The organism is Micromonospora sp. NPDC050980 (assembly GCF_040653835.1).
GTDB lineage: Bacteria > Actinomycetota > Actinomycetes > Mycobacteriales > Micromonosporaceae > Micromonospora.
On record NZ_JBFAGS010000005.1, the window covers coordinates 164,124 to 188,109 of the forward strand.

The following is a 23,986-nucleotide window of genomic DNA, read 5'->3' on the forward strand; positions in this document are numbered from 1 at the left end:
CGTGGCGCAGCCAACCGTCGACGCCGAGGAGTTCCTGAGGGGTGGCGATGTTCCTGGTCGGCACGTCGGGCTGGCAGTACCGGGACTGGCGGGACCGGTTCTATCCGGCCGGCCTGCCGCAGCGGCGCTGGTTGGAGCACTTCGCCGCGGGCTTCGCCACGGTCGAGGTGAACAACGCGTTCTACCGCCTGCCCGAGCGGGACACGTTCGTCGCCTGGCGGGAGCGCACTCCCGGCGACTTCTGCGTGGCGGTGAAGATGAGCCGCTACCTGACCCACGTGAAGCGGCTGCGGGAGCCGGCCGAGCCGGTGGCCCGCTTCCTCGACCGGGCGTCCGGGCTCGGCGACCGGCTGGGGCCGGTGCTGGTGCAGCTCCCGCCGACGCTGCGGGCCGACCCGGCGGCACTGGCCGCGGTGCTGCGCCGGTTCCCGGCCGACGTGCGGGTGGCCGTGGAGCCGCGGCATCCGTCCTGGTGGGCCGACGACACCCGGCGGGTGCTGGAGCGGCACCGGGCCGCGCTGGTCTGGGCCGACCGGCGCAGCCGGCCGATCACCCCGTTGTGGCGCACCACCGACTTCGGCTACCTGCGGTTGCACGAGGGTCGGGCCCGCCCCTGGCCCCGCTATGGCCGGGCCGCGCTGGCCGGCTGGGTGGACCGGTTGGCCGCCGCGTTCGGCGCCGGCGAGCCGGCGTACGTCTACTTCAACAACGACCCGGGTGGCGCGGCGGTCGTCGACGCGGTCGCGTTCGCCGGGCTGGCCCGGCGGGCCGGGCTGCCGGTTTCCCGGACGCCGCCGGCCCGCCCCGCCGATGCGGGACGGGCCGGGGCGGGGCCGGTCAGGGAATGAGCTGACCGAGACCCTGCGGCATGTTCGCCTTCACGTCCTGCCATTCGCCCTGCGTGACGTGCCGGCGCAAGGTGTCCAGCACCACCTGCGTCACCCGCTGCGGGCCGCCCTCCACGTCGTACGGGAAGCCCTGGCGGACCTCGTAGAGGAAGTCGTCGCGGTTGAGCTTGATCGGCACGTTCGCCGGCTGCCAGCCGTCGAAGTAGATGCCGCGCAGCAGGACCGGCAACTGCTGGGCGAACTCGGCGCTCTCGCCCACCGGCATCCGGTCGCGCAGCAGGTGCAGGACGGTCCGCAGCGCCGCGTACGACTGGTTGCGCCGCTCGGCCGGCCAGCCGTACGCCGACTCGATCTCCTTGAGGATCACGTTCGTCTTGTCCAGCGAGGACTCGAACGCGGACATCAACTGTTCAGCCATCCGGCTCACCCCCGGGCGTCGGTTTCCCAGCGTCGGTCGTCGGCGCGTCGCGGCGGGCCGCTGGGCCCCCGCCACAGCCGGGTCGGGCTGAACCGCCCGGGTCGCCCGCCCCGCTCCCGTGGCACCTCGGAGTTGCCGACCACGTGCAGGACGCCGCCGCGGCGTCGATCCGCCACCACCCGTACCGTCATGACCCACCTCCTCGTCGCCGCGCGCGGGCCGGTGCGTCCGCGCGCGCCGTCCATGCTGCGCGGTGCCGGGGTGAACCGGCCTCACCCGGTGCGGGTGAGCCGCGCTCACCGTTGCAGCAGGTCGATGAGCGTGGTGGCGTTGCGCTGCGCGTAGTCCCGATAGCAGTTGTTCATCAGCACGTGGGTGCGCTCGGCCTGACCGGCCAGCTCGCGCAGCTTCGGCGCCCAGTCGCGCAGCTCGCGGTCGGAGTAGTCGTAGCCGAACTTCTCGTGGATGTCCTTGCTGGTCCACTTGTCGCTGTGCCCGTGGAACCGGACGACCGCGAGGTCCGCGGTGGCGGCCAGCACCGGGGGCACCGACGACCGGTGGCCCTGCGGCATGTCCACGCAGACGAACGGCAGCTCGTGCCCGCGCAGGAAGTCGAGCGTCTCGTCGGCGTTGTCGCCGTCGAACCAGGAGGCGTGCCGGAACTCGAAGGCCGGGCGCAGCGGGGCGCACCGCCGCGCCACCTCGAGCAGATACTGCTTGTTGTCGCGCCTGATGGTGAACCAGGGCGGGAACTGGAACAGCAGCGCGCCGAGCTTGCCGGCGGAGACCAGCGGGTCGAGCGCGGACAGGAAGCGGGTCCACACCTCCTCGTACGACTGCGCCGGCAGGTCGCCCGGGTAGACGGTGCGCTTGTCCGTCTCCGGCCGCAGGTCCCGGTAGAGCGCGGAGACCCGGGTCGGGTGACCGGTCAGCAGGCTGAACGCCTTGACGTTGAAGGTGAACCCGGGCGGCGTGCGCTCCACCCACAGCCGGGCGGTGCGCTCGGCCGGCGGCGAGTAGTAGGTGGCGTCCACCTCGACCAGCGGGAACCGCCGGGCGTAGTAGGACAGCCGTCGCTGCGGGGTGTCGGCATCCGCCGGATACCAGCCGGAGTCGAGCAGGGTCCGGTCGGTCCACGACGCGGTGCCCACGTTGATCTCACCCATGGGACCGACCGGCGAGGCGGGCGGGCGACTCAGGCCGCCCGCCGCTCCCGGGTCTGCTTGCAGGCCACGCAGGAGGTGGCGGACGGGAAGATCTCCAGCCGCTCGACCGGGATCGGCGCGGCGCAGCCCTCGCAGTAGCCGTACGTGCCCTCGTCGAGCCGGGTCAACGCACGCTCGAACTGGGCCCGCCGGTCCAGGATGGTGCGCAGCAGGGACTGCGCGGTGTCCCGCTCGGCGGTCTTGGTGCCGCTGTCGGCCTGATCGTCGCCGGCGGTGTCGCCGACCTCGACCAGTCGCAGCACCTGGCTCTGCGCGACGGTGTGGTCGTACTCCGCGGTCAGCTCGTCGTAGCGGGACCGCAGGGACTGCCGGATCTGGTCGATCTCAGCCTGGGAGCGGCCCGTGGCCGTCGTGTCGTGGACGAGCATCGCTGCCTGCCTTTCCTGCGGCCTGACACCGGATCCTCGGGCGACGAGCGCCGGAGGACCCGGTCCGGGACATCGGGGGCGCGGGTGAGATCACCCGTGCTCTGTGAGCCGGGCGATTACCCTTGCCTCCGGCGGGCCAAACCGGAGCTGCCCTGTCAGTTTCCGGTGAGTTCGAGTCGCCTGGTCAGACCGGTTCCACGAGGGCCGGACGGCGGGGGTCGTCGGCACGGACCACCACGTCGGCGAAGGAGGCCGGATCGACCTCGTCGGCGTAGCGGGCGAAGGCCGGCAGGGTCCAGCGCCACGCCGGGTCGGTGCGCCGGGCCAGCGCCGCCGGGGAGAGCACCAGGTGGACGGTGACGTCGAACGGCAGCGTGCCGCCGAGCAGCAGCGCGCCGCTGACCAGAACCACGCCGCCGGGCGGCAGGTCCCGGTAGCCGGCCCGGCTGGCTCGGTCGGCGCCGGCGTCCCACAGGGACGGCAGCAGCCGGCCGCTGCCGTCCGGCCCGGCCGGGTCGAGCACCTCCCGGCGCAGTCCGGGCTCGTCGAGCCACCCCTCGTAGTAGGCGTCCGGGTTGGTGCGGCCCGGTTCCAGGCGGACCGAGGCGGGGCGCAGGAAGTCCGCGGCCCGCACGTGCAGCGCCGGCCGACCGGCGGCGCGCAGCGGGTCGACGAGGGCGGCGGCCAGGGCGTCCGGCGCGGCGGCCGGCGGCCCGTCGACCGCCACCCGCAGTCGGCCGGGCGCCTCGGCGTCGACGAGGCGCGCGGCCAGTTCGGCGACGAGCCGGTCGGGGCTGATCGGGCGGACACGCATCCGACCATCCTGCCCGGCCGGCGGCGCCGGCTCACCTCGTGCTCGCGTCCGGGCGGTCGGGGCTCCGTCCGGCGGGCTGGTCACGGGCGGCGACGAGGGGCGGCTGGCGCAGGGTGGCGGGTGGTCAGCCGCTGCGGTCGATGGTCACCCGGGCGTCGTCGGCGAGCCGGTAGCCGACGCCGTAGACGGTGGTGACCAGTGGGACGTCCACGCCGACCTTCCCGCGCAGCCGGCGGACGTGCACGTCGACGGTGCGGACGCCGGCGTGTTCGTACCCCCAGACCGCGTTGAGCAGTTGCAGCCGGGTGAACACCCGGCGCGGGTGGGCGACCAGGTGCAGCAGCAGGTCGAATTCCAGGCGGGTCAGCGGCAGCGGCTCGCCGTCGCGCAGCACCGACCGGGACGAGGCCAGGATGTGCAGGCTCGGGATGGTCGAGGCGAGCGGTCGCGCCGGCGCGCGCCCGGCCGGCACCTCGGGACGGCGTTCCGCCGCGACGGCGCCCGCGCTGACCACCGCGTCGCCGCCCTCGAGCAACTCGCGAGCGGCGTCGAGGAGCCGGCGCGCGGCCGGCGTCAGCGACTCCTCGCAGGCCAGCGGGATGTTCAGGGTGACCGTGAGCATCGGGGCGGCCGTGTTGGCGGGGCGACGCTGGCCGCCGGGCGGACGGCCGGGGACCGTGGGTTGGGACGTATGCCATCCGGCGCGCGACGAGGCGGGGCTGACCGACATGGTCCTCCTTGGCTGGTCCGGGTATCTCCCCACGGCCCGGGACGCCGCTTCATCGATGCTTCCCGGCGCTCGCGTGAGGGTCAAGGGGCCGCTGCGTTGCATGAATGTGACAATTGACGAACGCATCGGAGCCGGCTGCTCGCTCTGCGTACGAGGCTCGTTGATTACAGCAGAGCGGCCGGACGAGGCGTTACGGGGGGGTCCCCGGCCGGTTCACAATCGCGGGCGCCGCGCAGCACCGGCGGGTCCACCCGGTAACCCGGCACCGACGGCCAGCGGACCGTGAGCACGATTCGTCCATACCCGCCTCCCGTGCCGGCTGGGCCAGCTACCAGGCGCGGCGCGCCGGGACGCCATAACCTGGGCGGGTGCCCGACGAACTCGACGCCGCGACCATCGACTTCGCCCACCGGATGTTCGACCTGGCCCGGGCCGGCGCCACGGCGGAACTGGCGGCCAACGTGGACGCCGGACTGCCGGTCAACCTCACCAACGCCAAGGGCGACACGCTGCTGATCCTGGCCGCCTACCACGCCCACCCGGAGACCGTGTCCGCGTTGCTCGCCCGCGGCGCCGACCCGGCCCGGGTCAACGACCGCGGGCAGACCGCGCTGGCGGCGGCCGTGTTCCGGCAGAACGCGGCGGCGGTCCGGGCGCTGCTCGACGCCGGCGCCGACCCGGACCACGGCGGCCCCTCGGCGGTCGAGACCGCCCGCTTCTTCACGCTGCCCGAAATGTTGGCGCTGCTCGGTCGCGAGTGAGGGCCACCGGCCGGCGCGCATGGCGTATACAAGGTCGGTGGAGGATCCCGTACCCGAACGGATGCGCGCCGCGGCCACGGCGCTGCTGGCGGCGCTCGACGACCCGGCCCGCCGGCACGCGCGGCACGACTTCGACGACGAGCCGGCCCGCCGGTGGCTGGAGTACCGGCCCCGGCCCCGGCCGGGTGTCGCGCTCGCCGACCTCGACGTCACCGCCCGCAAGGCCGCCCACCGGCTGCTCGCCACCGCGCTGAGCCCGGCCGCGTACGCGCAGGCGATGGCCGTGGTGGCGCTGGAGGAGGTGCTGGACCGGGCGGAGGGCTGGCGGCGCGGCCGGCACAGCGGCGACTACTGGGTGGCGGTCTTCGGCGACCCGGCCCGCGACGACCGCTGGGCGTGGCGGTTCGAGGGGCACCACCTGTCGGTCAGCATGACCGTCGTCGACGACCGGGTCTCCCCCGCCCCGATCTTCCTCGGCGCGAATCCGGCCACGGTCCGGCACGCCGGCCGGCCGGTATCCCGGCCGTTGGGCCCCGAGGAGGACCTCGCCCGCGAACTGCTGGACGCGCTCGGCCCAGTCGGGCGCGCCGCCGCGATCATCGCCGGGGAGGCACCGGCCGACATCATCAGCGCCACCCGCGGCACCGCGCCCGGCCGGCTCGACCCGCCCGGCGTACCGCGAGGTCGGCTCGGGCCGAGCGGTCGCGCGCTGCTCGACCGGCTGGTCGGGCTCTATCTCGATCGGCTCCCGGCCGAGCTGGCCGCCCGGGAGGCCGACCGGCTGCACGGCGGCGAGCTGCACTTCGCCTGGGCCGGCCCGGTCGAGCCGGGCCGGCGGCACTACTACCGGGTGCAGGGCGACGACCTGCTGATCGAGTACGACAACACCACCGACGACGGCAACCACGCGCACACCGTGCTGCGTCGCCCGGCCGGTGACTTCGGCGCCGACGTGCTGGCCGCGCACCACGCCGCCGCGCACCGGCCGGTCACCGGCGACGCGCCTCGATGAGGAACCGCCGGGCGTGGGCCACGAACCGGCCGTCGGCCCGGATCCGCGCGTCCAGCCGGCGCAGCTCCGTGCGGTAGCGGTCGACGGTGAAATCGGGCACGGTCCAGACCACCTTGCGCAGGAACCAGACCACCGCGCCGATGTCGTGGAAGACGGTACGCAGGGTGGCGGTCCGCAGGTCCACCACGGTCAGGCCGGCGGCCTCGGCGGCGGCGACCGCGTGCTCCGGGTGGCGGTGCTGCGGCGGCGGCAGCGGCCCGAGGATCGCCTCGCTGAGTTCGCGCACCGTGCCCGGGCCGATCTGCTGGGAGAGATAGCTGCCGCCGGGCCGCAGCACCCGGGCCACCTCGCCCCACCAGGTGTCCACCGGGTGCCGGCTCACCACCAGGTCGAACGCGGCGGCGCGGAACGGCAGCGGCGGGCGTTCACCGACCCGGACGACGTGACCACCGACCCGGCGCAGGTTGCGCCGGGCCAGCGGCACGTTCGGCGGCCAGGCCTCGGTGGCGACCAGCAGCGGTGGCGGCGCCGGCGCCTCGGCCAGCACCTCGCCGCCGCCGGTGTCGATGTCCAGGGCGGCGGCGACGGCCGCCAGCCGGGCCCCGACCAGGCGCGCGTAGCCCCACGGCGGGCGCTCCTCCGTGGCCCGCCCGGCCAGCCAGGAGAAACCCCACCCCTCGACCGGCGCGGCCTCGGCCTCGGCGACCAGCTCGTCGAACCCGCGATCGGTGCCCATGGGCCGAGCCTGCCGCCGGACCGCGCCGTCCGGCAACGCGATTTCCGCGCACGTGCCGGCGCGGCCGGCCATGCCTGCCGGCGCAGCGGGATCGACGCCGACCAACGAGGAGGTGTTCGCCTTGGCGGTCACGCAGCGTGTCCGCGTCAGGAAGCACATGACTCCACAGTGGTATACCTCCTGGTCATGAATATGACCAGGAGGTATACCGGTTGCGCCTCACCTGCCCGCCCCGCCGCGACACGCCCGGCGTCCGCCGGCACACGGTGATCAGCGCGTGCTCGACGGTGGTCAGAACGGCCGGGGACGGGCGATCTCGACGGTCGCGCCGGGAATCCCGTCGGAGGTGTCCAGCCCGGTCGGCTCCGCGGCGCGGCCGCGGTCGTCCTGCTGGATCAGCCGCGCGCCCAGGGCCACGCCTACCGCGCCCACCGCCAGCGCGACCAGTTCGGTGGCGAGCTGGCCGCCCGTCGCGCCGCGCTGCGGCGCGTGCGCCCGGATCAGGCAGGTGAGCAGGAACATCGCCGCCATCACGGCGTTGACCAGGTGAAACGTGATGGCGGTCCGGTTGGCGTGACCGATCCGCACGTCCCACAGGTCGACCAGCCCGGCGACGGTGGCCAGCCCGGCCGCGACCAACGCGGCGATCGCCGTCCAGTAGCCCACCTCGCCGAGGAAGGCCGGGCCGCCGAGGACGTCGGCCAGGTCGAACACGGCGGCGCTGACGAAGAGCCCGAACGGAAACGTCACCAGCATCGGTTGGATCGGGTGCCCCTGCACCCGAAGTCGGCTCTCCATCGCGTTCTCCCCACGTCGGCGCAGCTCACCAGTCCAGGGTGCTACCCGACGCCCCGCGACGCGAAACGACTGTCGGTCAGTTGTCCCGGGGCCGGGAGACGGTGAGCACGAGCCGCTCGGCCACCTCGCGCAGCGGTATGTCCAACGAGGAGGCGGCGGTGCGGAGCACGTCGAGGGCCTCCGGGGCGGCGCAGCCGCGCTGCGCCATGATCACCCCGACCGCCTGGCCGACCACCCCCTCGGCGAGCAGCGCGCCGTCGAGTCGGTCGGCGCGGGCGCTCGCGCGCTCCCGGTCGCGGACCGCGGCGAGCAGCAGCCCGGCGTGCTCGGCCAGCAACATCGCGGTGAGCTGGTGGCTCGGCGTGAGCGCCTCCGGCACCTGCGTGTACAGGTTGATCGCACCGATCACCTGCTCGTCCACGTCGACCGGCGCGGAGATCACGCCGTGCACGCCCAGCGCGCGGGCCCGGGCACGCCAGGCCGGCCAGCGCATCTCGTCCGCCAACCCGCCCGCGATGACCATCTCGCGGCGGCGGATGGCGCTCAGGGCCGGCGTGTCCGGGCCGTGCCGCAGGTCGTCGAGCTCGGCCCGGTGCGGGTCGGACGCCGCCACGCCGGCCGGCTCGCCGGCCCGCAGTGCGGTGAAGCCACAGCAGCCCACGCCGGGCACCGCGTCACGGGCGATCCGGACCAGCCGGTCCAGCGCCTCGTCGAAGTCGGCGACGGCGATCAGGCCGGCGGTCAGCTCGCGCAGCAGGGCGGCGGTCTCCAGCACGCCCAGCTCGTCGGCCCTGGGCCGGCAGGCGTCCAGGTTCACCGCGGCGGAGCCCCCGCCGCACCCGGGCCCGTCCATCCGGTGTCCCCGTCCGGCGCCGTTGCCTGTCCCATGTCCGTCCTCTCTCTGGCCGGGCCTGCGCCTACTACCCTGCCGGACGGGCGTCGAAACCGCGCAAAAGGGCCCCTTCCGGCCGGTCGACCGGAAGGGGCCCCGCGTTCCGGGTCAGCGGGAACCGGAGATCAGCCGCCGGCCCACCGACGCGATCAACCGGTCCAGCTCGGAGCCGAACGGGTTGTCGTGCACCAGATAGGTCCAGGTGGCGCTCGGCCGCACCAGCTTCGACGCGTCCGGCTGCCAACCCTCGTCGAACTCGGTCTCCTCGAACGTGGCGATGGTCCGCGTCTCGATCTCGGGCATCAACGCGTTGAACGCCGGCACCGCGCTGCGGTGGAACTCGTCCAGCGGGTCGAGGCGGCCCAGCGCCCGCAGGTGCACCCCCTCGCGCACCTCGGACAGCTCGGCCAGGTGCTCGGCCCAGAGCCGGTCCAGGTGGTAGAGCGCGATCTTGCGGGCCACGTCGGCGAGCAGATCCTCGTCCATCTCGTTGGCCTTCTCCGGCACCCGCTCCAGCAGCATCAGCGCCGCGATGTCGGTGGTCAGCAGCCGCTCCCGCCGCTCCGCCAGGGCCTTGCGCTGCTGCTCGATCACGTGGCTGTAGCGCCAGGTGTTGCGGTGGATCTCGTGGTTGACACCCTCGGCGACCCGCTGGGCGTGCTCCACCGCGTAGTCGACCTGCGCGTCGGTGACCAGGCCGTCGGCGTTCATCCGGGGCGAGGCCGGCACCGTGTCGCCGGCGTGCCGGACGACCAGGTCGTCCTCCAGGCTGACGAAGAAGACCGACCCGCCCGGGTCGCCCTGCCGGCCGGCCCGCCCCCGCAACTGGTCGTCGACCCGGCGGCTGTCGTGCCGGCCGCTGCCGATCACGTAGAGGCCACCCAGCTCGGCCACCCGCTCCCGGTCGGCCTGGTCGCTGCCGCCGAGACGGATGTCCACGCCCCGGCCGGCCATCTGGGTGGAGACCGTCACCGCGCCGTACGCGCCGGCCTCGGCGATGATCCCCGCCTCCTCGTCGTCGTTCTTGGCGTTGAGCACCACGCACGACACGCCGGCGGCCTGCAACGCGGTGGCCAGCCCCTCGGACTCCTTCACGTCGAGCGTGCCCACCAGCACCGGGCGCCCCGCCTCGTGGCAGCGGGTGATCTCGTCGACCAGCGCCTCCTCCTTCTCGGCGCGGGTGGCGTAGATCCGGTCCGGCTCGTCCTCCCGCACGCACGGGGTGTTCGGCGGGATCACCGCCACCTCCAGGCCGAAGAACTCGCGGAGCTGGTCGCCGACGAGCACCGCGGTCGCGGTCATCCCGCACACCGTCGGGTAGAGCGCGATGAAGGCCTGGACGGTGACGGTGCCCAGCACCTCGCCCTCGGCGGTGGCGTCCAGCCCCTCCTTCGCCTCGACCGCGGCCTGCAGCCCGTCCGGCCAGCGCCGGCGCTGGGCCACCCGGCCGCGCATCTCGTCGATCAGCTCGACCGAGTCGTCCCGGACGATGTAGTCGACGTCGCGGTGCAGCAGCGCGTGCGCGTGCAGCGCCACGTTCACCGCGGAGAGCTGCCCGACGTGCTCGGCGTCGTAGAGGTCGATGCCGCCCAGCTTGGCCTCCACCGTGGCCAGGCCGAGAGAGGTGAAGGCGACGCTGCGCCCGTCCTCGGCGACGGTGTAGTGCTTGCCCTTGCGCAGCCCGCGCACCAACGCGGCGGCGGCGTGCACCGGGTCCTGCTCGCCCGGCACCGCGCCGGCGAGCACCATCGGCACCCGCGCCTCGTCGATGAGGATGGAATCGGCCTCGTCCACGATCGCGGTCTTCAGCGGCGGCTGCACCCGGTCGGCGAGGTCGGTGGCGAGCTGGTCGCGCAGGTAGTCGAAGCCGGCCTCGCTGACCGAGACGTAGGTGACGTCGCAGCCGTAGGCGGCGCGCCGCTCCTGCGGCGTGGAGGCCTCGTTGACCCACCCGACGGTGAGCCCGAGCAGGGTGTAGACCGGCTCCATCCACTCCGCGTCGCGGCGGGCCAGGTAGTCGTTGACGGTGAGCACGTGCACCGGCCCGTTGCCCAGCCGCACGTGCCCGTACGCGGCCACGGTCGCGGTGAGCGTCTTGCCCTCACCGGTGGCCATCTCGGCCACCTTGCCGGAGAGCAGCGCCATGGCACCGAGCAGCTGCACGTCGTAGGGGCGCTGGTCGAGCCCGCGACGGGCCGCCTCCCGCCCGACGGCGCAGATCTCCTCGTACTTCTCGGCCCGGCCGGCGGCCTCGGTCAGCTCGGCGTCGGAGAGCTGCTCCAGCTCGGCCTCCCGAGCCTCGATCGCCGGCAGCAGCTTCTCCAGCGGGGCCAGGTCGACCGTCGTCCCCGGGCGCTGGAGGAACCGGCGGAACCTGGTCTTCATCCGTTGCGACACACCCATGAGCCGCAACGGTACGCGAACCGCAGCCGATTGTGACCCCCGCCCCGAACGGATCAGGCCACCAGAAGTTGGTGCGTGGCCAGCTCGCGGTAGAGCGGACTGGTGGTGGTCAGCTCGTCGTGCGTGCCGACCGCCACCACCCGGCCGCCGTCGAGCACCACGATCTGGTCGGCGTCCACCACCGTCGAGAGGCGGTGCGCCACGATCACCAGGGTGCGGCGCACCGCCACCGCGTCGATCGCCCGGCGCAACGCCGCCTCGTTGCGCGCGTCGAGGTTGCTGGTCGGCTCGTCGAGCAGCAGCACCGGCGGCCCGGCGAGCAACGCCCGGGCGATGGCCAACCGCTGCCGCTCGCCGCCGGAGAGCAGCACGCCACCCTCCCCCACCTGCACGTCCAGCCCGTCGGCGGTCCGGTCGGCCAGGTGGCCCAGGTTGACCTCGTCGAGCACCGCGCGCAGCCGGTCGTCGGTGGCCTCGGGCGCGGTGATGAGGAGGTTGTCGCGCAGCGTGCCGGCGAGCACCGGCGCCTCCTGCTCGACGTAGCCGAGCCGGGCCCGCAGCGCGTCGCGGGGCAACTCCCGCACGTCCACGCCGTCCAGGCGCACCGCGCCCTCGTCCACCTCGTAGAAGCGCTCGACCAGCGCCAGCAGGGTGGACTTGCCGGCGCCGGAGGGGCCGACCAGGGCGGTCCGGGTGCCGGCCGGCACGGTGAAACTCACCTCGCGCAGCACCGGCGGGCCGCCGGGATAGCCGAAGCCGACCCGGTCGAACTCGACCCGCGCCGGCACCCCTCCCGGCGGCGGGACCGCCGCGCCGGGGCGGTCGCCGGCGGCCTCGTCCGGCACCGCGAGGATCTCCTCGATCCGGGCCAGCGCGCCCAGGCCGCTCTGCAACTGGGTGTACGCGTGCACCGCCTGGCCCAGCGGCAGCACCAGGAAGAACAGGAACATGACGAAGGCGACCAGGTCGCCCACGCTGATCGCCCCGGACGCCACCCGCGCCCCGCCCACGGCCAGCACCAGCAGGAACGCGCCCTGCACGGTGACCGTGCTGGCCGGGCCCACCACCGCCTCGGCCCGGGCCACCCCCAGCCCGGCCCGGTACGCCGCGCTCGCGCTCGCCACCACGGTGCCGGTCTCCCGGTCCGCGGCCCGGCTGGCCCGGATGGTCCGGGCGGCGGAGATCGCCCGTTCGACCGCCGAGGTCATCTCGCCGACCCGTTCCTGGGCGTGCCGGGCCAACCCCCGCACCCGGCGGGCGACGGTGACCGCGAAGACCACGCCGACCGCGACCGCGGCCAGGGTCACCCCGAACAGCAGCGGGTCCAGCAGCAGCATCGCGGTGCCGGCCCCGACCACCATCACCGCGCCGGTGACGGTCTCGAAGAGGCCGGACGTGACCACCGCCCGCAGCAACGTGGTGTCCGCGCCCACCCGGGACAGCAGGTCGCCGGTGCGACGCCTGTCGTACTCCACGATCGGCAGCCGCAGCAGGTGCCCCGCGAGCCGCCGGCGGACGCCCAGGACGAGCCCTTCGGCGGTGCGTTGCAGCAGATAGTCGCGGAGCCCGCCGAGCAGCGCGCCGGCCACCACCAGGGCGACCAGCGCGACCACCAGCGCGGCGGCCGGGCGGTCGGCGGTGATCCGATCCAGCACGCCGCGGGTGAGCAGTGGCTGGGCGAGCGCGGCGGCGGACCCGGTGAGCGACAGCGCGCCCACCGCGACCAGGGTGCCGCGGTGGACGCGCAGGTAGGGCAGCAGAGCGGCGAGCCCCGGCGTCGGGCCGGCTTCGGCGGTCATGGACCGAACGGTAGCCCGGCGGCGCACCGCCACGGCCGGTCGCCGTGCCGGCTCAGCCGGTCAGGACCACCTGGAGCTCGCCGCGGCGTCGCTCGGCCAGGTCGGTGAGCAGGGCCGGCGCCTCGTCCAGCGGGGCCACCGCCGTGACCAGATGCGTGCGGATCTGCTCGCCGTCCTGGCGCAGCAGCTCCACCGTCTCGGCGGAGAGCCGCTCCCGGTCCCAGGTCGGGGCGAGCCCGCGCGGCACCCGCCCGATCTGGGCGCAGCGCAGCGTCAAGCCGTTGTGGTGGAACTCCTCGCCGAGCCGGACCGCGTCCGCGCCGCCCTGGTAGAAGGCCAGGTCGATCACCGTGCCCTGCGGGCGGAGCAGGCGCAGCGCGAGCTGCAACGCCCAGTCCTGGCCCCGGCACTGGAAGACCACGTCCGCACCCCGGTCGCCGGCGGCGTGGTTCCACCGGGTCTTGAGCACCACGGCCGGGTCGTCCGCCTCCGGGTCGAGCGTCTCCAGGCCGAGCGCCTCGGCCACCCGCCGCCGCGCCGGGGTCGGGTCCACCACGACCACCGAGGCGGCGCCGTGGCGGCGGGCGAACAGCGCGGTGAGCAGCGCGACCACGCCGCCGCCGACGACCGCCACCCGCCGTCCCCGGACGCCGTCGCCGAGGGTACGCACGTCGGCGCCGCACAGGTCCGCCGCGGCGTGCAGCAGCCCGTTGGCGCAGATCGGGCCCATGTGCGCGACGTAGACGCCGAGCAGCGGGTCGAGGTCGTCGGGCAGTGGCACGAACCGTTCGGCCACCGGGTCGGCGACCCAGCCGCTGCGGTGGCCGTACGTCATCGCGCCGAGCGCGCCCACCGCGACCGCCGGGGTGCGGCTCTCCACCACCCGGCCGACCTGCATGTAGCCCAGGCGGGTCACCGGGTACGGGGTGCTCGCCCCGCCCGGCCGGAACAGCCCGAGGGCGGCGTCCCAGGTGACGTGCAGATAGGGGTTGGTGCCCTTGACGAAGCTCAACTCGGTGCCGGCGGAGACCCCGCTGTAGAGCGTCTGCACCCGGAACGTGCCGTCGCGCAGCTCGGCCGCATCCTGCTCGACCAGCTCGACCCGGCCGGGTCCGCGGACCACCACCACCCGCTCACGCATCCGTGGTCATCCCCACGTCCGCCACGGCGGCGGTGAGCCGGGCCGCCGGGCCGGTCGGCAGCGCCACCGGCCGACCGGTCCGCGCCGACTCGGCCACCGCGAGCGCGAGCCGCTGGGTGCGCAGCGCCTCGGCGTACGGGACCCGCACGTCGTCGCCGACGCCGCGCACCGCGTCGACGAAGGCCCCGTCCACGGCGACCCGGGCGGCGTCCGGGTCCGCGGGCAGGTGCCGCTCGCCGTCGGCGTCGCGGACGGTCAGGCCGTCCTCGGCCAGCGACAACGCCAGCCCGTCGGCGAGGATCTCCAGGCCGGCCCGATGCTTCCAGGTGAGCACGCAGGCGGCGGCGAGCGTGCCGACCGCCCCGGAGGCGAACCGCAGCGTCGCGGCGGTCACCGAGTCGATGTCGGCGCCGTCGACCGGCGGCGGCGCGCCGTCGCCGTACGCGGTCACCTCGGCGACCTCGCCGACCAGTAGCCGGATGAGGTCGAGCACGTGCGCGGCCTGCTCCACCACCGGGCCGCCGGAGCGGTCCCGCCGCGCCCACCAGGTGACCGGGGGCACCTTGTCCAGCCAGGCGCCGTTGACCATCCGCACCGGACGGTCGGCGAGCAACCGCCGCGCCTCCTGCACCACGTGCAGGTAGCGCCAGTGGTGCCCGACGCCGGTGCGCAGCCCGGCCCGCTGCACCAGGGCGGCGATCCGCTCGGCCGTATCCAGGTCGACCGCCACCGGCTTCTCCACGAACATCGGCACCCCGGCGGCGATCACCGCCTCCTCGGCCGGGCCGTGGGCGAACGGCGGCACGCACACGTACACCGCGTCCGGGCCGGCGGCGAGCAGCTCGGCCACGCCGGGGAAGACCCGGCCGCCGTACGTGTCGGCGAGCGCCCGCGCCGCACCCGGCGCGACGTCGGTCACGCCCAGCAGGTGCACGTCCTCGAAGCCCGTGAGCACACGGGCGTGGCGTTGCGCCACCCCGCCGGCCCCGACCAGTCCCACCCGCATCCGACCGCCCTCTCACCGTGACTGCGACGCTGCGCAGAGCACTCCCCCGGCCGGCGGCGCGGCAAACACGTCCTCCGGCGCAACGTGACGTTCATCCGCGTGATCACCCGGTTGGGCAGGATCCGGTTAGCGCGGGTCCGGAACCGGGAAAAGAGGAGCCCGCGATTCCGCCACTGATGGGGGTGCCCGTGCGGGAATCAGATTCGACCGTCTCACCGGTGGTGGAGGCGTGGGCCACGTACCGCACCAGCACGGCCGACGACTGGCCGGCCGCGCGGCTGGTGCGGGCCAAGGGGGCCGCCCGGGTCAGCGTGGTGCTGCCGGCGCGTAACGAGGAGGCCACGGTCGGCGCGATCGTGTCGACCGTCCGCGAGCACCTGATGGACCGGGTGCCGCTGGTGGACGAGCTGATCGTGGTGGACTCACGGTCCACCGACCGGACCGCGCAGGTGGCGCGCGCGGCCGGCGCCGAGGTGGTGGGGCAGGACGCGATGACGCGCGGGCTGCCGCGGCTGACCGGCAAGGGTGACGCGCTCTGGGCCGGGCTGGCCGCCGCCGGGGGCGACGTGGTCGCGTTCCTCGACGCCGACCTGCGCGAGTTCCGGCCGCACTTCGTCACCGGCCTGCTCGGGCCGCTGCTCACCGACCCGAGCGTGGCGTTCGTCAAGGGCTTCTACCACCGCCCGCTGGTCGGCGCGAGCAGCGTCGAGCCCGACGGCGGCGGGCGGGTGACGGAGCTGATGGCCCGGCCGCTGCTCAACCTGTTCTGGCCGGAACTGGCCGGCTTCGTGCAGCCGCTCGCCGGCGAGTACGCGGGTCGCCGCGAGGTGCTGGAGCGGGTGCCGTTCGTCACCGGCTACGGCGTCGAGACGGCGATGCTCATCGACCTGCTGGACTCGGTCGGGCTGGACGCGCTGGCCCAGGTCGACCTGGGTGAGCGCAAGCACCGGCACCAGGACACCGCCGCGCTCGGCCGGATGTCGGCGCAGATCATGCTGACCGCCTGGTCCCGGCTGCAACGGCGCGGGTGGGCCGCGCCCGGGACGGCGCCGACGCCGCTGCTCACCCAGTTCCGCCGGGGTGGCTCGGAGGCGCTGCCCAACTTGGACCGGGAGATCGTGGTCAACGACGTCTCGGTCGAGGAACGGCCACCGCTGGCCGAGCTGCGCCACCGCGTCCCCCGCCGGCGCGTCGCCGCGTGAGGCACCCCGCCGAGGAAGAGGGCAGCGCATGACGCTCACCGTGCTGATGAACGCCGGGCCATGGCTGTCCGTGCCGCCGCCGGGCTACGGCGGGATCGAGAACGTGGTCGCCACGCTGGTGCCCGAGCTGCGCCGGTTGGGCGTACGGGTGGTGCTCGCCTCGGTGGGCAGCAGCACGCTGCCGGTCGACGAGCGGATCGCGGTCTTCCCGGACGGTCAGTTCCACGCCTTGCAACGGCCGTACAACCAGGTCTGCGGCGTGTCCCAGGCGCACCTGGCCGAGGTGGTGCGGGAGCTGCACCGCCGCGACGACGTCGACCTGGTGCACGACCACGTGGAGGCGGTCGGCCTGGCCACCCTCGCCGCGATGGGCCCGGACGCGCCGCCGGTGCTGCACACGCTGCACTGGGACCTGGCCAAGCACCCGGAGCTGTACGGCGGTCTGGACGGCGGTGACCGGGTCCGGGTCAACGGGGTGTCGGCCGCGCAGCTGGCCCGGGCGCCGCGCGCGCTGCGCGAGCACTCGGTCGGCCACGTGCACCTGTCCACCCCGCTCGCGGTCGACGCGGACCGCCGCCCGGCGGTGGCGAAGGGTGACCATCTGGTGATCCTCGGTCGGATCAACCCGGGCAAGGGGCAGGATCTGGGCGCCCGGCTGGCCCGCACCGTCGGCTTCCCGCTGGTGCTGGCCGGCCCGGTCGGCCCGTACCACCGGCCGGAGGACCTGGCCGCGGCCGGCGACGACGCCCGCCAGAACCCGGACGTGCGGTTCTTCTACGAGCAGGTCGCCCCGTACGTCGACGGTGACCTGGTGCGCTGGGTGGGCACGGTGGCCGGGCCGGAACGCGACGACCTGGTCGCCTCGGCCCGCGCGTCGCTGTTCCCGCTGCGCTGGGAGGAGCCGGGCGGCACGGCGGTGGTGGAGTCGTTGTCGCTGGGCACGCCGGTGCTGGCCACCGCCCGCGGCTGCCTGCCGGAGCTGATCGCGCACGGCCGCACCGGCCTGCTCGCCACCGACGAGGAGGAGCTGGGCGAGCTGGTGCTGACCGCCGGCCTGCTGGAGCCGGGCGAGTGCCGGCGCGAGGCCGCCGAACGGTTCACCCCGGCCCGGATGGCACAGCGGTACGTCGAGCTGTACGACCGGGTCCGCCGGGGCGCCACGACGCCGATGCCGCTCGCCTGACCGCCGCTTCCCGGCCCGGTCGCCTCGCGCGGCCGGGCCGGGCCGGTGCCCGTTCCGGGCCGGCCGACGTGCGGGCTCGCCGGGCACCGGAGTTTGTCGGCGGCGGGCCGGGGAAACCGGCGGTCCCCGCGGTGGCGAGGAGGCCGGCGTGACGAACTCGATGGCGCACTCCCGGGCGCGACGCAACCCGGCCGCCGGCCGCGCGCCGGTTCGCCGGGCCGCCTCCGGGTTCGCCGTGCTCCTGCTGCTGCTCGGCCTGCTGGGCTTCGTGCCCGGCATCACCAGCTCGTACGCGGAGCTGCGGTTCGCCGGGCCCGGCTCCGGCGCCCGGCTGCTCGGGGTGTTCCAGGTCTCGGCGCTGCACAACGTCGTGCACGTGGTGCTCGGCACGGTCGGCCTGGCGCTGGCCCGCACGGTCGCCGGCGCCCGTGCGTTCCTGCTCGGCGCCGGCGCGGTCTATCTGGTGCTCTGGCTCCACGGCCTGGCCGTCGACCGGCGCAGCGAGGCGAACGTGCTGGCGGTCAACCGGGCCGACACCTGGCTGCACCTGCTGCTGGGCGTCGTCATGCTGGCCCTGGGACTGGTCGCCGGCCGCCGCGGGCGCCGCCGCTGAGGCACGCGGGCACGACGCCCGCTCACCTGCGGCGCGACGCGCCGGGCACCCGGTTTCGGTGCTCCGGCACCCGGGTACGTCGGTAGTCCTCCCCGACGAGTTGGAAACGAGGGCCCGATGTCGACCCGGATCAGGTGCGAGGTCCGCGACGAGTCAGCGGTCACGGTCGTGCGGTTGGCCGGGGCGCTCGACCTGGGCACCACGCGCGCGGTGCACGAGGTGCTCGACCGGTGCCTGGCCGCGCAGCCGGACGCGCTCGTGGTCGACCTGGAGGAGGTGCACGTCGTCGAGCCGCTGGCGCTGTCCGTGTTCGCCGCGGCAAGCCGGCGGGCCGACGACTGGCCGGCGGTGCCGCTGGTGCTCTCCGCCCCGCCGCAGGCGGCGGCGGCCTGGCTGAACGAGACCACCGCCTGCCGGGTGGTGCCGGTGCGCCGGGACTGCGCGGAGGCCGCCGCGCTGGCCGGCACGGCGGCGTCGCCGCGGCTGCGGGCGCGGCTGGAGCCGGTCGCCGGGGCCTGCCGGCGGGCCCGCGAGCTGGTCACCGACGCCTGCGGGCGGTGGAACGTGCCGGAGCTGGTCGGCCCGGCGTCGCTGGTGCTCAGCGAGCTGGTCGGCAACGTGGTCCGGCACGCCGGCACCCCCATGCACGTGACGCTGACGCTGCGCCGGCCGTACCTGCGGGTGGCGGTGATGGACGGCAGCCCGGCCGACGCGCGGGCCGCGGCCGGCCGCGACCTGGCGGCCGAGGGGGGCCGGGGGTTGATGTTGGTGCGGGAGTTGACCCAGCGTTGGGGCAGCATGCCGGTCGGCGCGGGCAAGGTGGTTTGGGCCATGCTCCCGGCGAACTGACCGAATTCTCCGCTCTCGCCTGGTTTCATGGCAGAGGGGACGGGTACGCGTGCCCGTCCTGTCTGTCGTCACACGGGGTGAGATGCCATGCCCAAGCGGGTAGTCACGGATCCGGCACACGACCGGGGGCCCGCGATCCTCGCGCCGGCCCGGTTCGGCGGATATCCCGGCCCGGTCCGGGAGGCGGTGCACGGCAACTCGCTGTGGCGGCTGCTGCGGACCACCGACGCCAAGGTGATCGGCCTGCTCTATCTGGGCACGTCGTTCCTCTTCTTCCTGGTCGGCGGTGTGCTGGCGCTGGTGATCCGGGCCGAGCTGGCCCGGCCCGGGATGCAGTTCCTCTCCCCCGAGCAGTACAACCAGATGTTCACCGTGCACGGCACGATCATGTTGCTGCTGTTCGCCACCCCGCTGGTCTTCGCGTTCGGCAACTACGTCGTGCCGCTGCAGATCGGCGCCCCCGACGTGGCCTTCCCCCGGCTCAACGCGTTCGCCTACTGGCTCTACCTGTTCGGCGGCACGATGGTGGTGGCCGCCTTCGTCACCCCGCAGGGCGCGGCGGACTTCGGCTGGACGGCCTACACGCCGTTGAGCACGGCCCCGCACTCACCCGGGGTCGGCGCCAACATGTGGGTGGTCGGCCTGGCGCTGTCCGGGCTGGGCACCATCCTCGGCGCGGTCAACCTGATCACCACGATCCTGACCCTGCGGGCACCCGGGATGACGCTGTTCCGGATGCCGATCTTCACCTGGAACCTGCTGCTCACCAGCGTCCTGGTGATCTTCGTGTTCCCGCTGCTGGCCGCCGCGTTGTTCGCGCTCGCCTCGGACCGGATCCTGCACTCGCACGTCTACGACCCGGCCACCGGCGGGCCGATGCTGTGGCAGCACCTGTTCTGGTTCTTCGGGCACCCCGAGGTCTACATCGTCGCGCTGCCGTTCTTCGGCATCATCACCGAGATCATCCCGGTGTTCTCCCGCAAGCCGATCTTCGGCTACACCGGGCTGGTGCTCGCCACCATCGCGATCACGGTGCTGTCGATGAGCGTCTGGGCGCACCACATGTTCGGCACCGGGCAGGTGCTGCTGCCGTTCTTCAGCGTACTCAGCTATCTGATCGCGGTGCCCACCGGAGTGAAGTTCTTCAACTGGATCGGCACCATGTGGAAGGGGCAGATCACCTTCGAGACGCCGATGCTGTTCGCCATCGGCTTCCTGGTCACGTTCCTGCTCGGCGGCCTGACCGGGGTGCTGCTGGCCAGCCCGCCTGTCGACTTCCACGTCACCGACTCGTACTTCGTGGTGGCGCACTTCCACTACGTGCTGTTCGGCACCATCGTGTTCGCCGCGTTCGGCGGCGTCTACTTCTGGTTCCCGAAGATGACCGGGCGGATGCTCGACGAGCGGCTGGGCAAGATGCACTTCTGGACCATGTTCGTCGGCTTCCACGCCACGTTCCTCGTGCAGCACTGGCTGGGCGCCGAGGGCATGCCCCGCCGCTACGCCGACTACCTGCCCAGCGACGGCTTCACCGGCCTGAACGAGATCTCCACCGTCGGGTCGTTCATCCTCGGCGCGTCCACCCTGTTCTTCATCTACAACGTCTGGAAGTCCTGGCGCTACGGTGCGATGGTCACCGTGGACGACCCGTGGGGCTTCGGCAACTCGCTGGAGTGGGCCACCACCTGCCCACCGCCGCTGCGCAACTTCGACCGGATGCCACGGATCCGCTCCGAGCGGCCCGCGTTCGACGCCAAGTACGGCCCGCTCGTCGCCGACCTCGGCCGCGACCTGCCGCAACGCACCACCAAGCCGCCGCAGCGCTTCAGCGAGGAACTCCACCACGTCCCCCGCACGCCGGAGTCACCCGCCGCCGAGGGCGCGCACGGCGCCCGCGAGGCGGTCGCGTACCACCCCGCGCCGCAGTCCGGCGCCCGTCCGGTGGACGTGCCGGAGCCGGAGGAGGTGCGCCGGCCGAGCTTCGAGGAGACCGACGAGCCGGAGGGGACCATCCTCGGCGCCGAGCGCGAGGAACAGCCGAACGACCGCTGGCGGCACCCGCGCGGCCACGGCGACGAGCAGTAAGGAAGGGCCCCCGGTTAACGCATTCGGTAGAGCAGGGGGCCCCGCTTAACACCCGCGCGCCGCGCGCCGACCCGCCAACGGTGGCGGGCCGGCGCGGTGGCGCGCGGGAGGCGATGGCGCGCGGGAGGCGATGGCGGTGTGGCGGTGGCGGGCGGCTCAGTCGGCCGCGGGCAGGCCGGCGGCGGTGAGCGAACGGCGCACCGCCGGCTGCACCCGGGTCAGCCGCAGCGGCACCCCGGTGCGGGCGGCGGCGTCGCGGCCGGCCATCAGCGCGGCGATGCCACCGGCGTCGAAACCGCCCGCGCCGACCAGATCGACCACCACCTCGCGGGGTTGCCCGGTGACCGCCTCCAGCACCGCCCGGCGCAACTGGTCCGCGCCGGCCCGGTCGACCTCGCCGCCCACCTCCACGACCACCCGGTCGCCGGTGCGCCGCACCGAGACCCGGGCCTTGGCCGGTTCGGCCTCGGCGGCGTTGTTCTGCCACGGCGGCGGCGCCTCGGCGAGCATCGCCTGACGCAGCCAGGTCAGCGCCCGCGACAGCAGTCGGGACACGTGCATCTGCGAGATGCCGAACCGGGCGGCGATCTCCGCCTGGGTCTGGTTGCCGTAGAAGCGCATGGCCAGGATCCGCCGCTCCCGCCAGGGCAGCCGGTGCAGCAGGCCGCTGACCGTGACCCGGTCGTCGACGGACTCCAGCGCGTTGTCGGACTCGCCGACCAGGTCGCCGAACTCGGCCGAGCTCTCCCCGCCGACCGGCGCGTTGAGCGACGCGGGGCTGTAGCCGGCGGCCGACTCCAGCGCGGCGAGGATCTCCTCCTCCGGCGTCTCCAGTCGCTCGGCCAACTCGGCCACCGAGGGAGCGCGGGACAGCTCGCTGGTCAATGTCGCCGTCGCCTGGCCCACCTCGAGGATCAGGTCGCGCAGCCGGCGCGGCACGTGCACGCCCCAGGTGCGGTCACGGAAGTGTCGTTTGATCTCGCCGACGATGGTGATCGCGGCGTACGCGGTGAACGAGCCGCGCTCCGGGTCGTACCGGTCGACGGCGTTGACCAGGCCGAGCCGGGCCACCTGCTCCAGATCCTCGAGCGGTTCCCCGCGGCCCCGGTACCGGCGGGCCAGCCGGCCGGCGAACGGCAGCGCGAAGCGGACCAGATCGTCGCGCGCCTCCTGCCGCCGCTCGGGTGGCAGCCCCTCGATCCGGGCCGCGTACGCGAGCGCCGCCGCGTCGAGGTCCTCCAGGCCCCGATCGGTGGTCGGTGGTGTGGGTGTGGCGGTCTGTCCGAACATCCGCGCCTCCCTCGCCGAAGGGTCCCCCGCCCGGTCGGAAAACCGGTCGTGCGCGTGGTCGGGCCACGCACCGGGTGAGGAAGTTGGGTTACGTGACGGATTACGTCGAAGGCGGTGGCCGCCCGCCGCGCGGCGTTGTGGGCCGTTGCGCGGCGAGCGTTCTTCCCGCTCCGTAGGTACTCAATCACGGACCGTCGGATCGCGAGGATGTTTCGCCAGGTTGCCCGGCGAACCCAGGTCCGCCGGGTGTCGACCGCCGGTCAGCAGACCAGTAGGCCCTGGTGGGCGCCGGCGTCCCGGAGCGCGGCCAGGGCCTCGCCCATCGCCAGCGGCGGCGGCGCGGGCAGGTCGCAGGGCTGGTTGCGCAACACCTCCGTGGCACGTCGGGTCGGGACCGAGGTGACCGGGTAGCCGCGCGCCGTGCCCCGGTCCAGGGCCCGCCGCCGGCGGCCGAACCCGGCCACCGCCAGCCACTGGGGCAGTCCGGCGAGCGCGGGCGAGCGCAGCCCGGGCGGCTCGGGCAGCACGTCCACCGAGCTGAACGGCTCGCTGCCGGCGAGCCACCACTCGACGCCCTCCACCCGGCGGCGGGTGGCGTTCTCGCACCAGTAGGGCACCAGGCCGGCCCGCAGCACCTGCCCCGGGTCGAGCAGCCGGCCGCACTCCACCACCAGCCGGTCCCCGGTCTTGCCGGCCCGGCGCAACCAGCGCCGGTACAGGTCGGCGGTGGCCGCGCTCAGGGCGTCCGGCTGCGGCACGACCACCCGGTGCAGCGGGTGTCCGTGCCCCTCGCCCCACTCCCGAGCGCCGTGCTCGAACCCGGCCTCGACGCCGTGCTCGGCGAACGCCGCCGACACCGTGACCTCCGGCGCGCGCCAGCGCGTCTCGTCGCCGCCGGCCGCGCGCAACACGTGCCGCAGCGTCCGGGCGTCCGGGTGGAAGTCGACCGGGTCGAGGCCGCTGCCCGGACACCCGGCCTGGAAGCTGTGCCCGTCACCGGCGTCGCGCACCGGCCATGTGCGCGCGTCGTGCAACAGCAGCACCGGCGCCGCCGGCTCCAGCCGGTCGGCCAGGAACCGCGCGTACGCACCGGGCAGCGTCCGCCAGCGGGCCGTGAGCGTCACCGCGGCGCCCGCCGTCACGCCTCGGCTGGCCGGGCAGTGCACCTGCCGCACGTGCACCCGCGGGTTGCCGGCGAGCAGCCGCCCGGCCAGCGCCGCCCCGTGGTCGAGCGCGGCGTCGGGCCGGTCCACCGCGCCGCGGCCCCACTGTGCGGCCAGTTCGAAGCCGGCGGGCAGCCAGGGCACGCCCAGTGCCACCGCGAGGTGGGCCGCCGCGCCGTGCGGCGAGCCGAGCACCACACCCGGCCAGCGCCGGTCCGGGTACTGCCCGACGAACCAGCCGGCCACCCGTTCGGCGTCCACGCGGGCCACCTGGGCGACGGTGAGCGCGGCCCGGCCGGCGGCGCGGCTCGCGGCGGCGCGGCGCACCGGATCGGGCGCCCCGGTGAGCCGGGCCAGCGCACCCGGACGGCCGAGGTCGCCGCAGTCGTCGCCGCGCAGCGCCCGGGCCGTCGCGGCCACCAGGGTACGGGCGGCGCTGCCCACCGCCACCACCCGGTCGCCGGGCAGGCCGGCGTCCCCCGCCGGCGCCCGCCGGCTGCCTCGTTCGCTCACCACGCGGCCCGGCTTCCCGTCCCGCTTGGGTCTAAACGGGGCATCTCCCCACGCCGCGGACCAACGCCCGCTCGGGTGCCGTCGCGCCGCTGAACCGCCGTCGCGGACGCAACGGCACGGCGGTGCGGGTTTGGCC

23 protein-coding genes are annotated in these 23,986 nt (G+C 74.8%); 8 read left to right on the plus strand and 15 right to left on the minus strand.

The window, feature by feature from the left end; all coding sequences use genetic code 11:
* The first annotated feature begins 47 nt into the window (after window positions 1-47).
* The gene (locus AB0H28_RS10925) at window positions 48-848 is read left to right on the plus strand and encodes a DUF72 domain-containing protein (protein ID WP_358037405.1); all 801 of its coding nucleotides are present in this window, start codon (window positions 48-50) and stop codon (window positions 846-848) included.
* Here the strand turns inward: AB0H28_RS10925 and AB0H28_RS10930 are convergent.
* The 6 genes from AB0H28_RS10930 to AB0H28_RS10955 all read right to left on the minus strand — a co-directional run bounded on the left by AB0H28_RS10930 (window position 838) and on the right by AB0H28_RS10955 (window position 4,404).
* The gene (locus tag AB0H28_RS10930; protein WP_358036985.1) at window positions 838-1,266 is read right to left on the minus strand and encodes a DUF2267 domain-containing protein; all 429 of its coding nucleotides are present in this window, start codon (window positions 1,264-1,266) and stop codon (window positions 838-840) included. The genes AB0H28_RS10925 and AB0H28_RS10930 overlap by 11 nt on opposite strands.
* Window positions 1,267-1,271: 5 nt before the next feature.
* Window positions 1,272-1,457 carry a hypothetical protein gene (locus tag AB0H28_RS10935; RefSeq protein WP_358036988.1) on the minus strand — a complete coding sequence of 62 codons (186 nt, stop codon included), beginning with the start codon at window positions 1,455-1,457 and terminating at the stop codon, window positions 1,272-1,274.
* A 105-nt stretch (window positions 1,458-1,562) separates the two neighbouring features.
* Entirely contained in the window at window positions 1,563-2,432 is an 870-nt protein-coding gene (locus AB0H28_RS10940; RefSeq protein WP_358036991.1) for a DUF72 domain-containing protein, read from the minus strand.
* 29 nt (window positions 2,433-2,461) lie between these two features.
* Entirely contained in the window at window positions 2,462-2,860 is a 399-nt protein-coding gene (locus tag AB0H28_RS10945) for a TraR/DksA C4-type zinc finger protein (protein ID WP_358036994.1), read from the minus strand.
* Between the two features lie 184 nt (window positions 2,861-3,044).
* Window positions 3,045-3,674, minus strand: coding sequence for a uridine kinase (locus AB0H28_RS10950; protein ID WP_358036996.1), 630 nt, complete (start codon window positions 3,672-3,674; stop codon window positions 3,045-3,047).
* Between the two features lie 124 nt (window positions 3,675-3,798).
* The gene (locus tag AB0H28_RS10955) at window positions 3,799-4,404 is read right to left on the minus strand and encodes a winged helix-turn-helix domain-containing protein (RefSeq protein ID WP_358036999.1); all 606 of its coding nucleotides are present in this window, start codon (window positions 4,402-4,404) and stop codon (window positions 3,799-3,801) included.
* 368 nt (window positions 4,405-4,772) lie between these two features.
* Between AB0H28_RS10955 and AB0H28_RS10960 the strand changes: the two genes are divergently transcribed.
* Together AB0H28_RS10960 and AB0H28_RS10965 are read left to right on the plus strand one after the other, a co-directional pair.
* A complete protein-coding gene (locus AB0H28_RS10960; RefSeq protein ID WP_358037002.1) occupies window positions 4,773-5,165 on the plus strand; it encodes an ankyrin repeat domain-containing protein in 393 nt (130 codons plus the stop codon).
* 37 nt (window positions 5,166-5,202) lie between these two features.
* Window positions 5,203-6,177: a DUF3500 domain-containing protein gene (locus tag AB0H28_RS10965; protein WP_358037006.1), complete on the plus strand. Its 975-nt coding sequence runs from the start codon at window positions 5,203-5,205 to the stop codon at window positions 6,175-6,177.
* Here the strand turns inward: AB0H28_RS10965 and AB0H28_RS10970 are convergent.
* From AB0H28_RS10970 to AB0H28_RS11000, 7 genes are all read right to left on the minus strand, one after another.
* Window positions 6,155-6,913, minus strand: a complete 759-nt coding sequence (locus tag AB0H28_RS10970; protein ID WP_358037009.1) for a methyltransferase domain-containing protein — start codon at window positions 6,911-6,913, stop codon at window positions 6,155-6,157. The two genes, AB0H28_RS10965 and AB0H28_RS10970, sit on opposite strands and share 23 nt — an antisense overlap.
* A gap of 291 nt (window positions 6,914-7,204) precedes the next feature.
* Complete coding sequence (locus tag AB0H28_RS10975; RefSeq protein WP_358037012.1) at window positions 7,205-7,711, minus strand: DUF2231 domain-containing protein; 507 nt, start codon at window positions 7,709-7,711, stop codon at window positions 7,205-7,207.
* Between the two features lie 76 nt (window positions 7,712-7,787).
* On the minus strand, window positions 7,788-8,528 hold the full coding sequence (locus AB0H28_RS10980; RefSeq protein WP_358037408.1) for a GAF and ANTAR domain-containing protein: 741 nt from the start codon (window positions 8,526-8,528) through the stop codon (window positions 7,788-7,790).
* 183 nt (window positions 8,529-8,711) lie between these two features.
* Window positions 8,712-11,006: an accessory Sec system translocase SecA2 gene (gene secA2, locus AB0H28_RS10985; protein ID WP_358037015.1), complete on the minus strand. Its 2,295-nt coding sequence runs from the start codon at window positions 11,004-11,006 to the stop codon at window positions 8,712-8,714.
* A 53-nt stretch (window positions 11,007-11,059) separates the two neighbouring features.
* Complete coding sequence (locus AB0H28_RS10990) at window positions 11,060-12,805, minus strand: ABC transporter ATP-binding protein (protein ID WP_358037017.1); 1,746 nt, start codon at window positions 12,803-12,805, stop codon at window positions 11,060-11,062.
* A gap of 52 nt (window positions 12,806-12,857) precedes the next feature.
* Window positions 12,858-13,946: a zinc-binding dehydrogenase gene (locus tag AB0H28_RS10995; protein ID WP_358037020.1), complete on the minus strand. Its 1,089-nt coding sequence runs from the start codon at window positions 13,944-13,946 to the stop codon at window positions 12,858-12,860.
* Window positions 13,939-14,952 (minus strand): Gfo/Idh/MocA family oxidoreductase, encoded by a 1,014-nt coding sequence (locus AB0H28_RS11000; protein WP_358037022.1) that lies wholly within the window; start codon window positions 14,950-14,952, stop codon window positions 13,939-13,941. The genes AB0H28_RS10995 and AB0H28_RS11000 overlap by 8 nt, the downstream gene beginning before the upstream one ends.
* A 188-nt stretch (window positions 14,953-15,140) precedes the next feature.
* On the opposite strand from AB0H28_RS11000, the gene AB0H28_RS11005 reads away from it, so the two are divergent.
* From AB0H28_RS11005 to ctaD, 5 genes are all read left to right on the plus strand, one after another.
* Window positions 15,141-16,154, plus strand: coding sequence for a glucosyl-3-phosphoglycerate synthase (locus AB0H28_RS11005; protein ID WP_358037025.1), 1,014 nt, complete (start codon window positions 15,141-15,143; stop codon window positions 16,152-16,154).
* A 28-nt stretch (window positions 16,155-16,182) separates the two neighbouring features.
* Complete coding sequence (locus tag AB0H28_RS11010) at window positions 16,183-17,337, plus strand: glycosyltransferase (RefSeq protein ID WP_358037028.1); 1,155 nt, start codon at window positions 16,183-16,185, stop codon at window positions 17,335-17,337.
* 160 nt (window positions 17,338-17,497) lie between these two features.
* Window positions 17,498-17,950, plus strand: coding sequence for a DUF4383 domain-containing protein (locus AB0H28_RS11015; protein WP_358037411.1), 453 nt, complete (start codon window positions 17,498-17,500; stop codon window positions 17,948-17,950).
* Window positions 17,951-18,067: 117 nt separating this feature from the next.
* Window positions 18,068-18,799 carry an ATP-binding protein gene (locus AB0H28_RS11020; protein WP_358037031.1) on the plus strand — a complete coding sequence of 244 codons (732 nt, stop codon included), beginning with the start codon at window positions 18,068-18,070 and terminating at the stop codon, window positions 18,797-18,799.
* Window positions 18,800-18,886: 87 nt separating this feature from the next.
* Complete coding sequence (gene ctaD, locus AB0H28_RS11025) at window positions 18,887-20,884, plus strand: cytochrome c oxidase subunit I (protein WP_358037034.1); 1,998 nt, start codon at window positions 18,887-18,889, stop codon at window positions 20,882-20,884.
* 156 nt (window positions 20,885-21,040) lie between these two features.
* Here the strand turns inward: ctaD and AB0H28_RS11030 are convergent, their stop codons facing one another.
* Both AB0H28_RS11030 and AB0H28_RS11035 read right to left on the minus strand, forming a co-directional pair.
* The gene (locus AB0H28_RS11030) at window positions 21,041-22,174 is read right to left on the minus strand and encodes a SigB/SigF/SigG family RNA polymerase sigma factor (protein ID WP_358037037.1); all 1,134 of its coding nucleotides are present in this window, start codon (window positions 22,172-22,174) and stop codon (window positions 21,041-21,043) included.
* Window positions 22,175-22,434: 260 nt separating this feature from the next.
* Window positions 22,435-23,853 (minus strand): hypothetical protein, encoded by a 1,419-nt coding sequence (locus tag AB0H28_RS11035; RefSeq protein WP_358037040.1) that lies wholly within the window; start codon window positions 23,851-23,853, stop codon window positions 22,435-22,437.
* Between the last annotated feature and the right edge of the window lie 133 nt (window positions 23,854-23,986).

Bases quoted from the DNA above. Each gene is read 5' to 3' on its own strand.
- AB0H28_RS10990 (WP_358037017.1), bottom strand. From the start codon at position 12,805: ATGACCGCCGAAGCCGGCCCGACGCCGGGGCTCGCCGCTCTGCTGCCC.
- AB0H28_RS10955 (WP_358036999.1), bottom strand. From the start codon at position 4,404: ATGTCGGTCAGCCCCGCCTCGTCGCGCGCCGGATGGCATACGTCCCAA.
- AB0H28_RS10925 (WP_358037405.1), top strand. From the start codon at position 48: ATGTTCCTGGTCGGCACGTCGGGCTGGCAGTACCGGGACTGGCGGGAC.
- AB0H28_RS10930 (WP_358036985.1), bottom strand. From the start codon at position 1,266: ATGGCTGAACAGTTGATGTCCGCGTTCGAGTCCTCGCTGGACAAGACG.
- AB0H28_RS10995 (WP_358037020.1), bottom strand. From the start codon at position 13,946: ATGCGTGAGCGGGTGGTGGTGGTCCGCGGACCCGGCCGGGTCGAGCTG.
- AB0H28_RS11000 (WP_358037022.1), bottom strand. From the start codon at position 14,952: ATGCGGGTGGGACTGGTCGGGGCCGGCGGGGTGGCGCAACGCCACGCC.
- secA2 (WP_358037015.1), bottom strand. From the start codon at position 11,006: ATGGGTGTGTCGCAACGGATGAAGACCAGGTTCCGCCGGTTCCTCCAG.
- AB0H28_RS10935 (WP_358036988.1), bottom strand. From the start codon at position 1,457: ATGACGGTACGGGTGGTGGCGGATCGACGCCGCGGCGGCGTCCTGCAC.
- AB0H28_RS11020 (WP_358037031.1), top strand. From the start codon at position 18,068: ATGTCGACCCGGATCAGGTGCGAGGTCCGCGACGAGTCAGCGGTCACG.
- AB0H28_RS10975 (WP_358037012.1), bottom strand. From the start codon at position 7,711: ATGGAGAGCCGACTTCGGGTGCAGGGGCACCCGATCCAACCGATGCTG.
- AB0H28_RS10945 (WP_358036994.1), bottom strand. From the start codon at position 2,860: ATGCTCGTCCACGACACGACGGCCACGGGCCGCTCCCAGGCTGAGATC.
- AB0H28_RS11010 (WP_358037028.1), top strand. From the start codon at position 16,183: ATGACGCTCACCGTGCTGATGAACGCCGGGCCATGGCTGTCCGTGCCG.
- ctaD (WP_358037034.1), top strand. From the start codon at position 18,887: ATGCCCAAGCGGGTAGTCACGGATCCGGCACACGACCGGGGGCCCGCG.
- AB0H28_RS10970 (WP_358037009.1), bottom strand. From the start codon at position 6,913: ATGGGCACCGATCGCGGGTTCGACGAGCTGGTCGCCGAGGCCGAGGCC.
- AB0H28_RS10940 (WP_358036991.1), bottom strand. From the start codon at position 2,432: ATGGGTGAGATCAACGTGGGCACCGCGTCGTGGACCGACCGGACCCTG.
- AB0H28_RS11030 (WP_358037037.1), bottom strand. From the start codon at position 22,174: ATGTTCGGACAGACCGCCACACCCACACCACCGACCACCGATCGGGGC.
- AB0H28_RS11015 (WP_358037411.1), top strand. From the start codon at position 17,498: ATGGCGCACTCCCGGGCGCGACGCAACCCGGCCGCCGGCCGCGCGCCG.
- AB0H28_RS10950 (WP_358036996.1), bottom strand. From the start codon at position 3,674: ATGCGTGTCCGCCCGATCAGCCCCGACCGGCTCGTCGCCGAACTGGCC.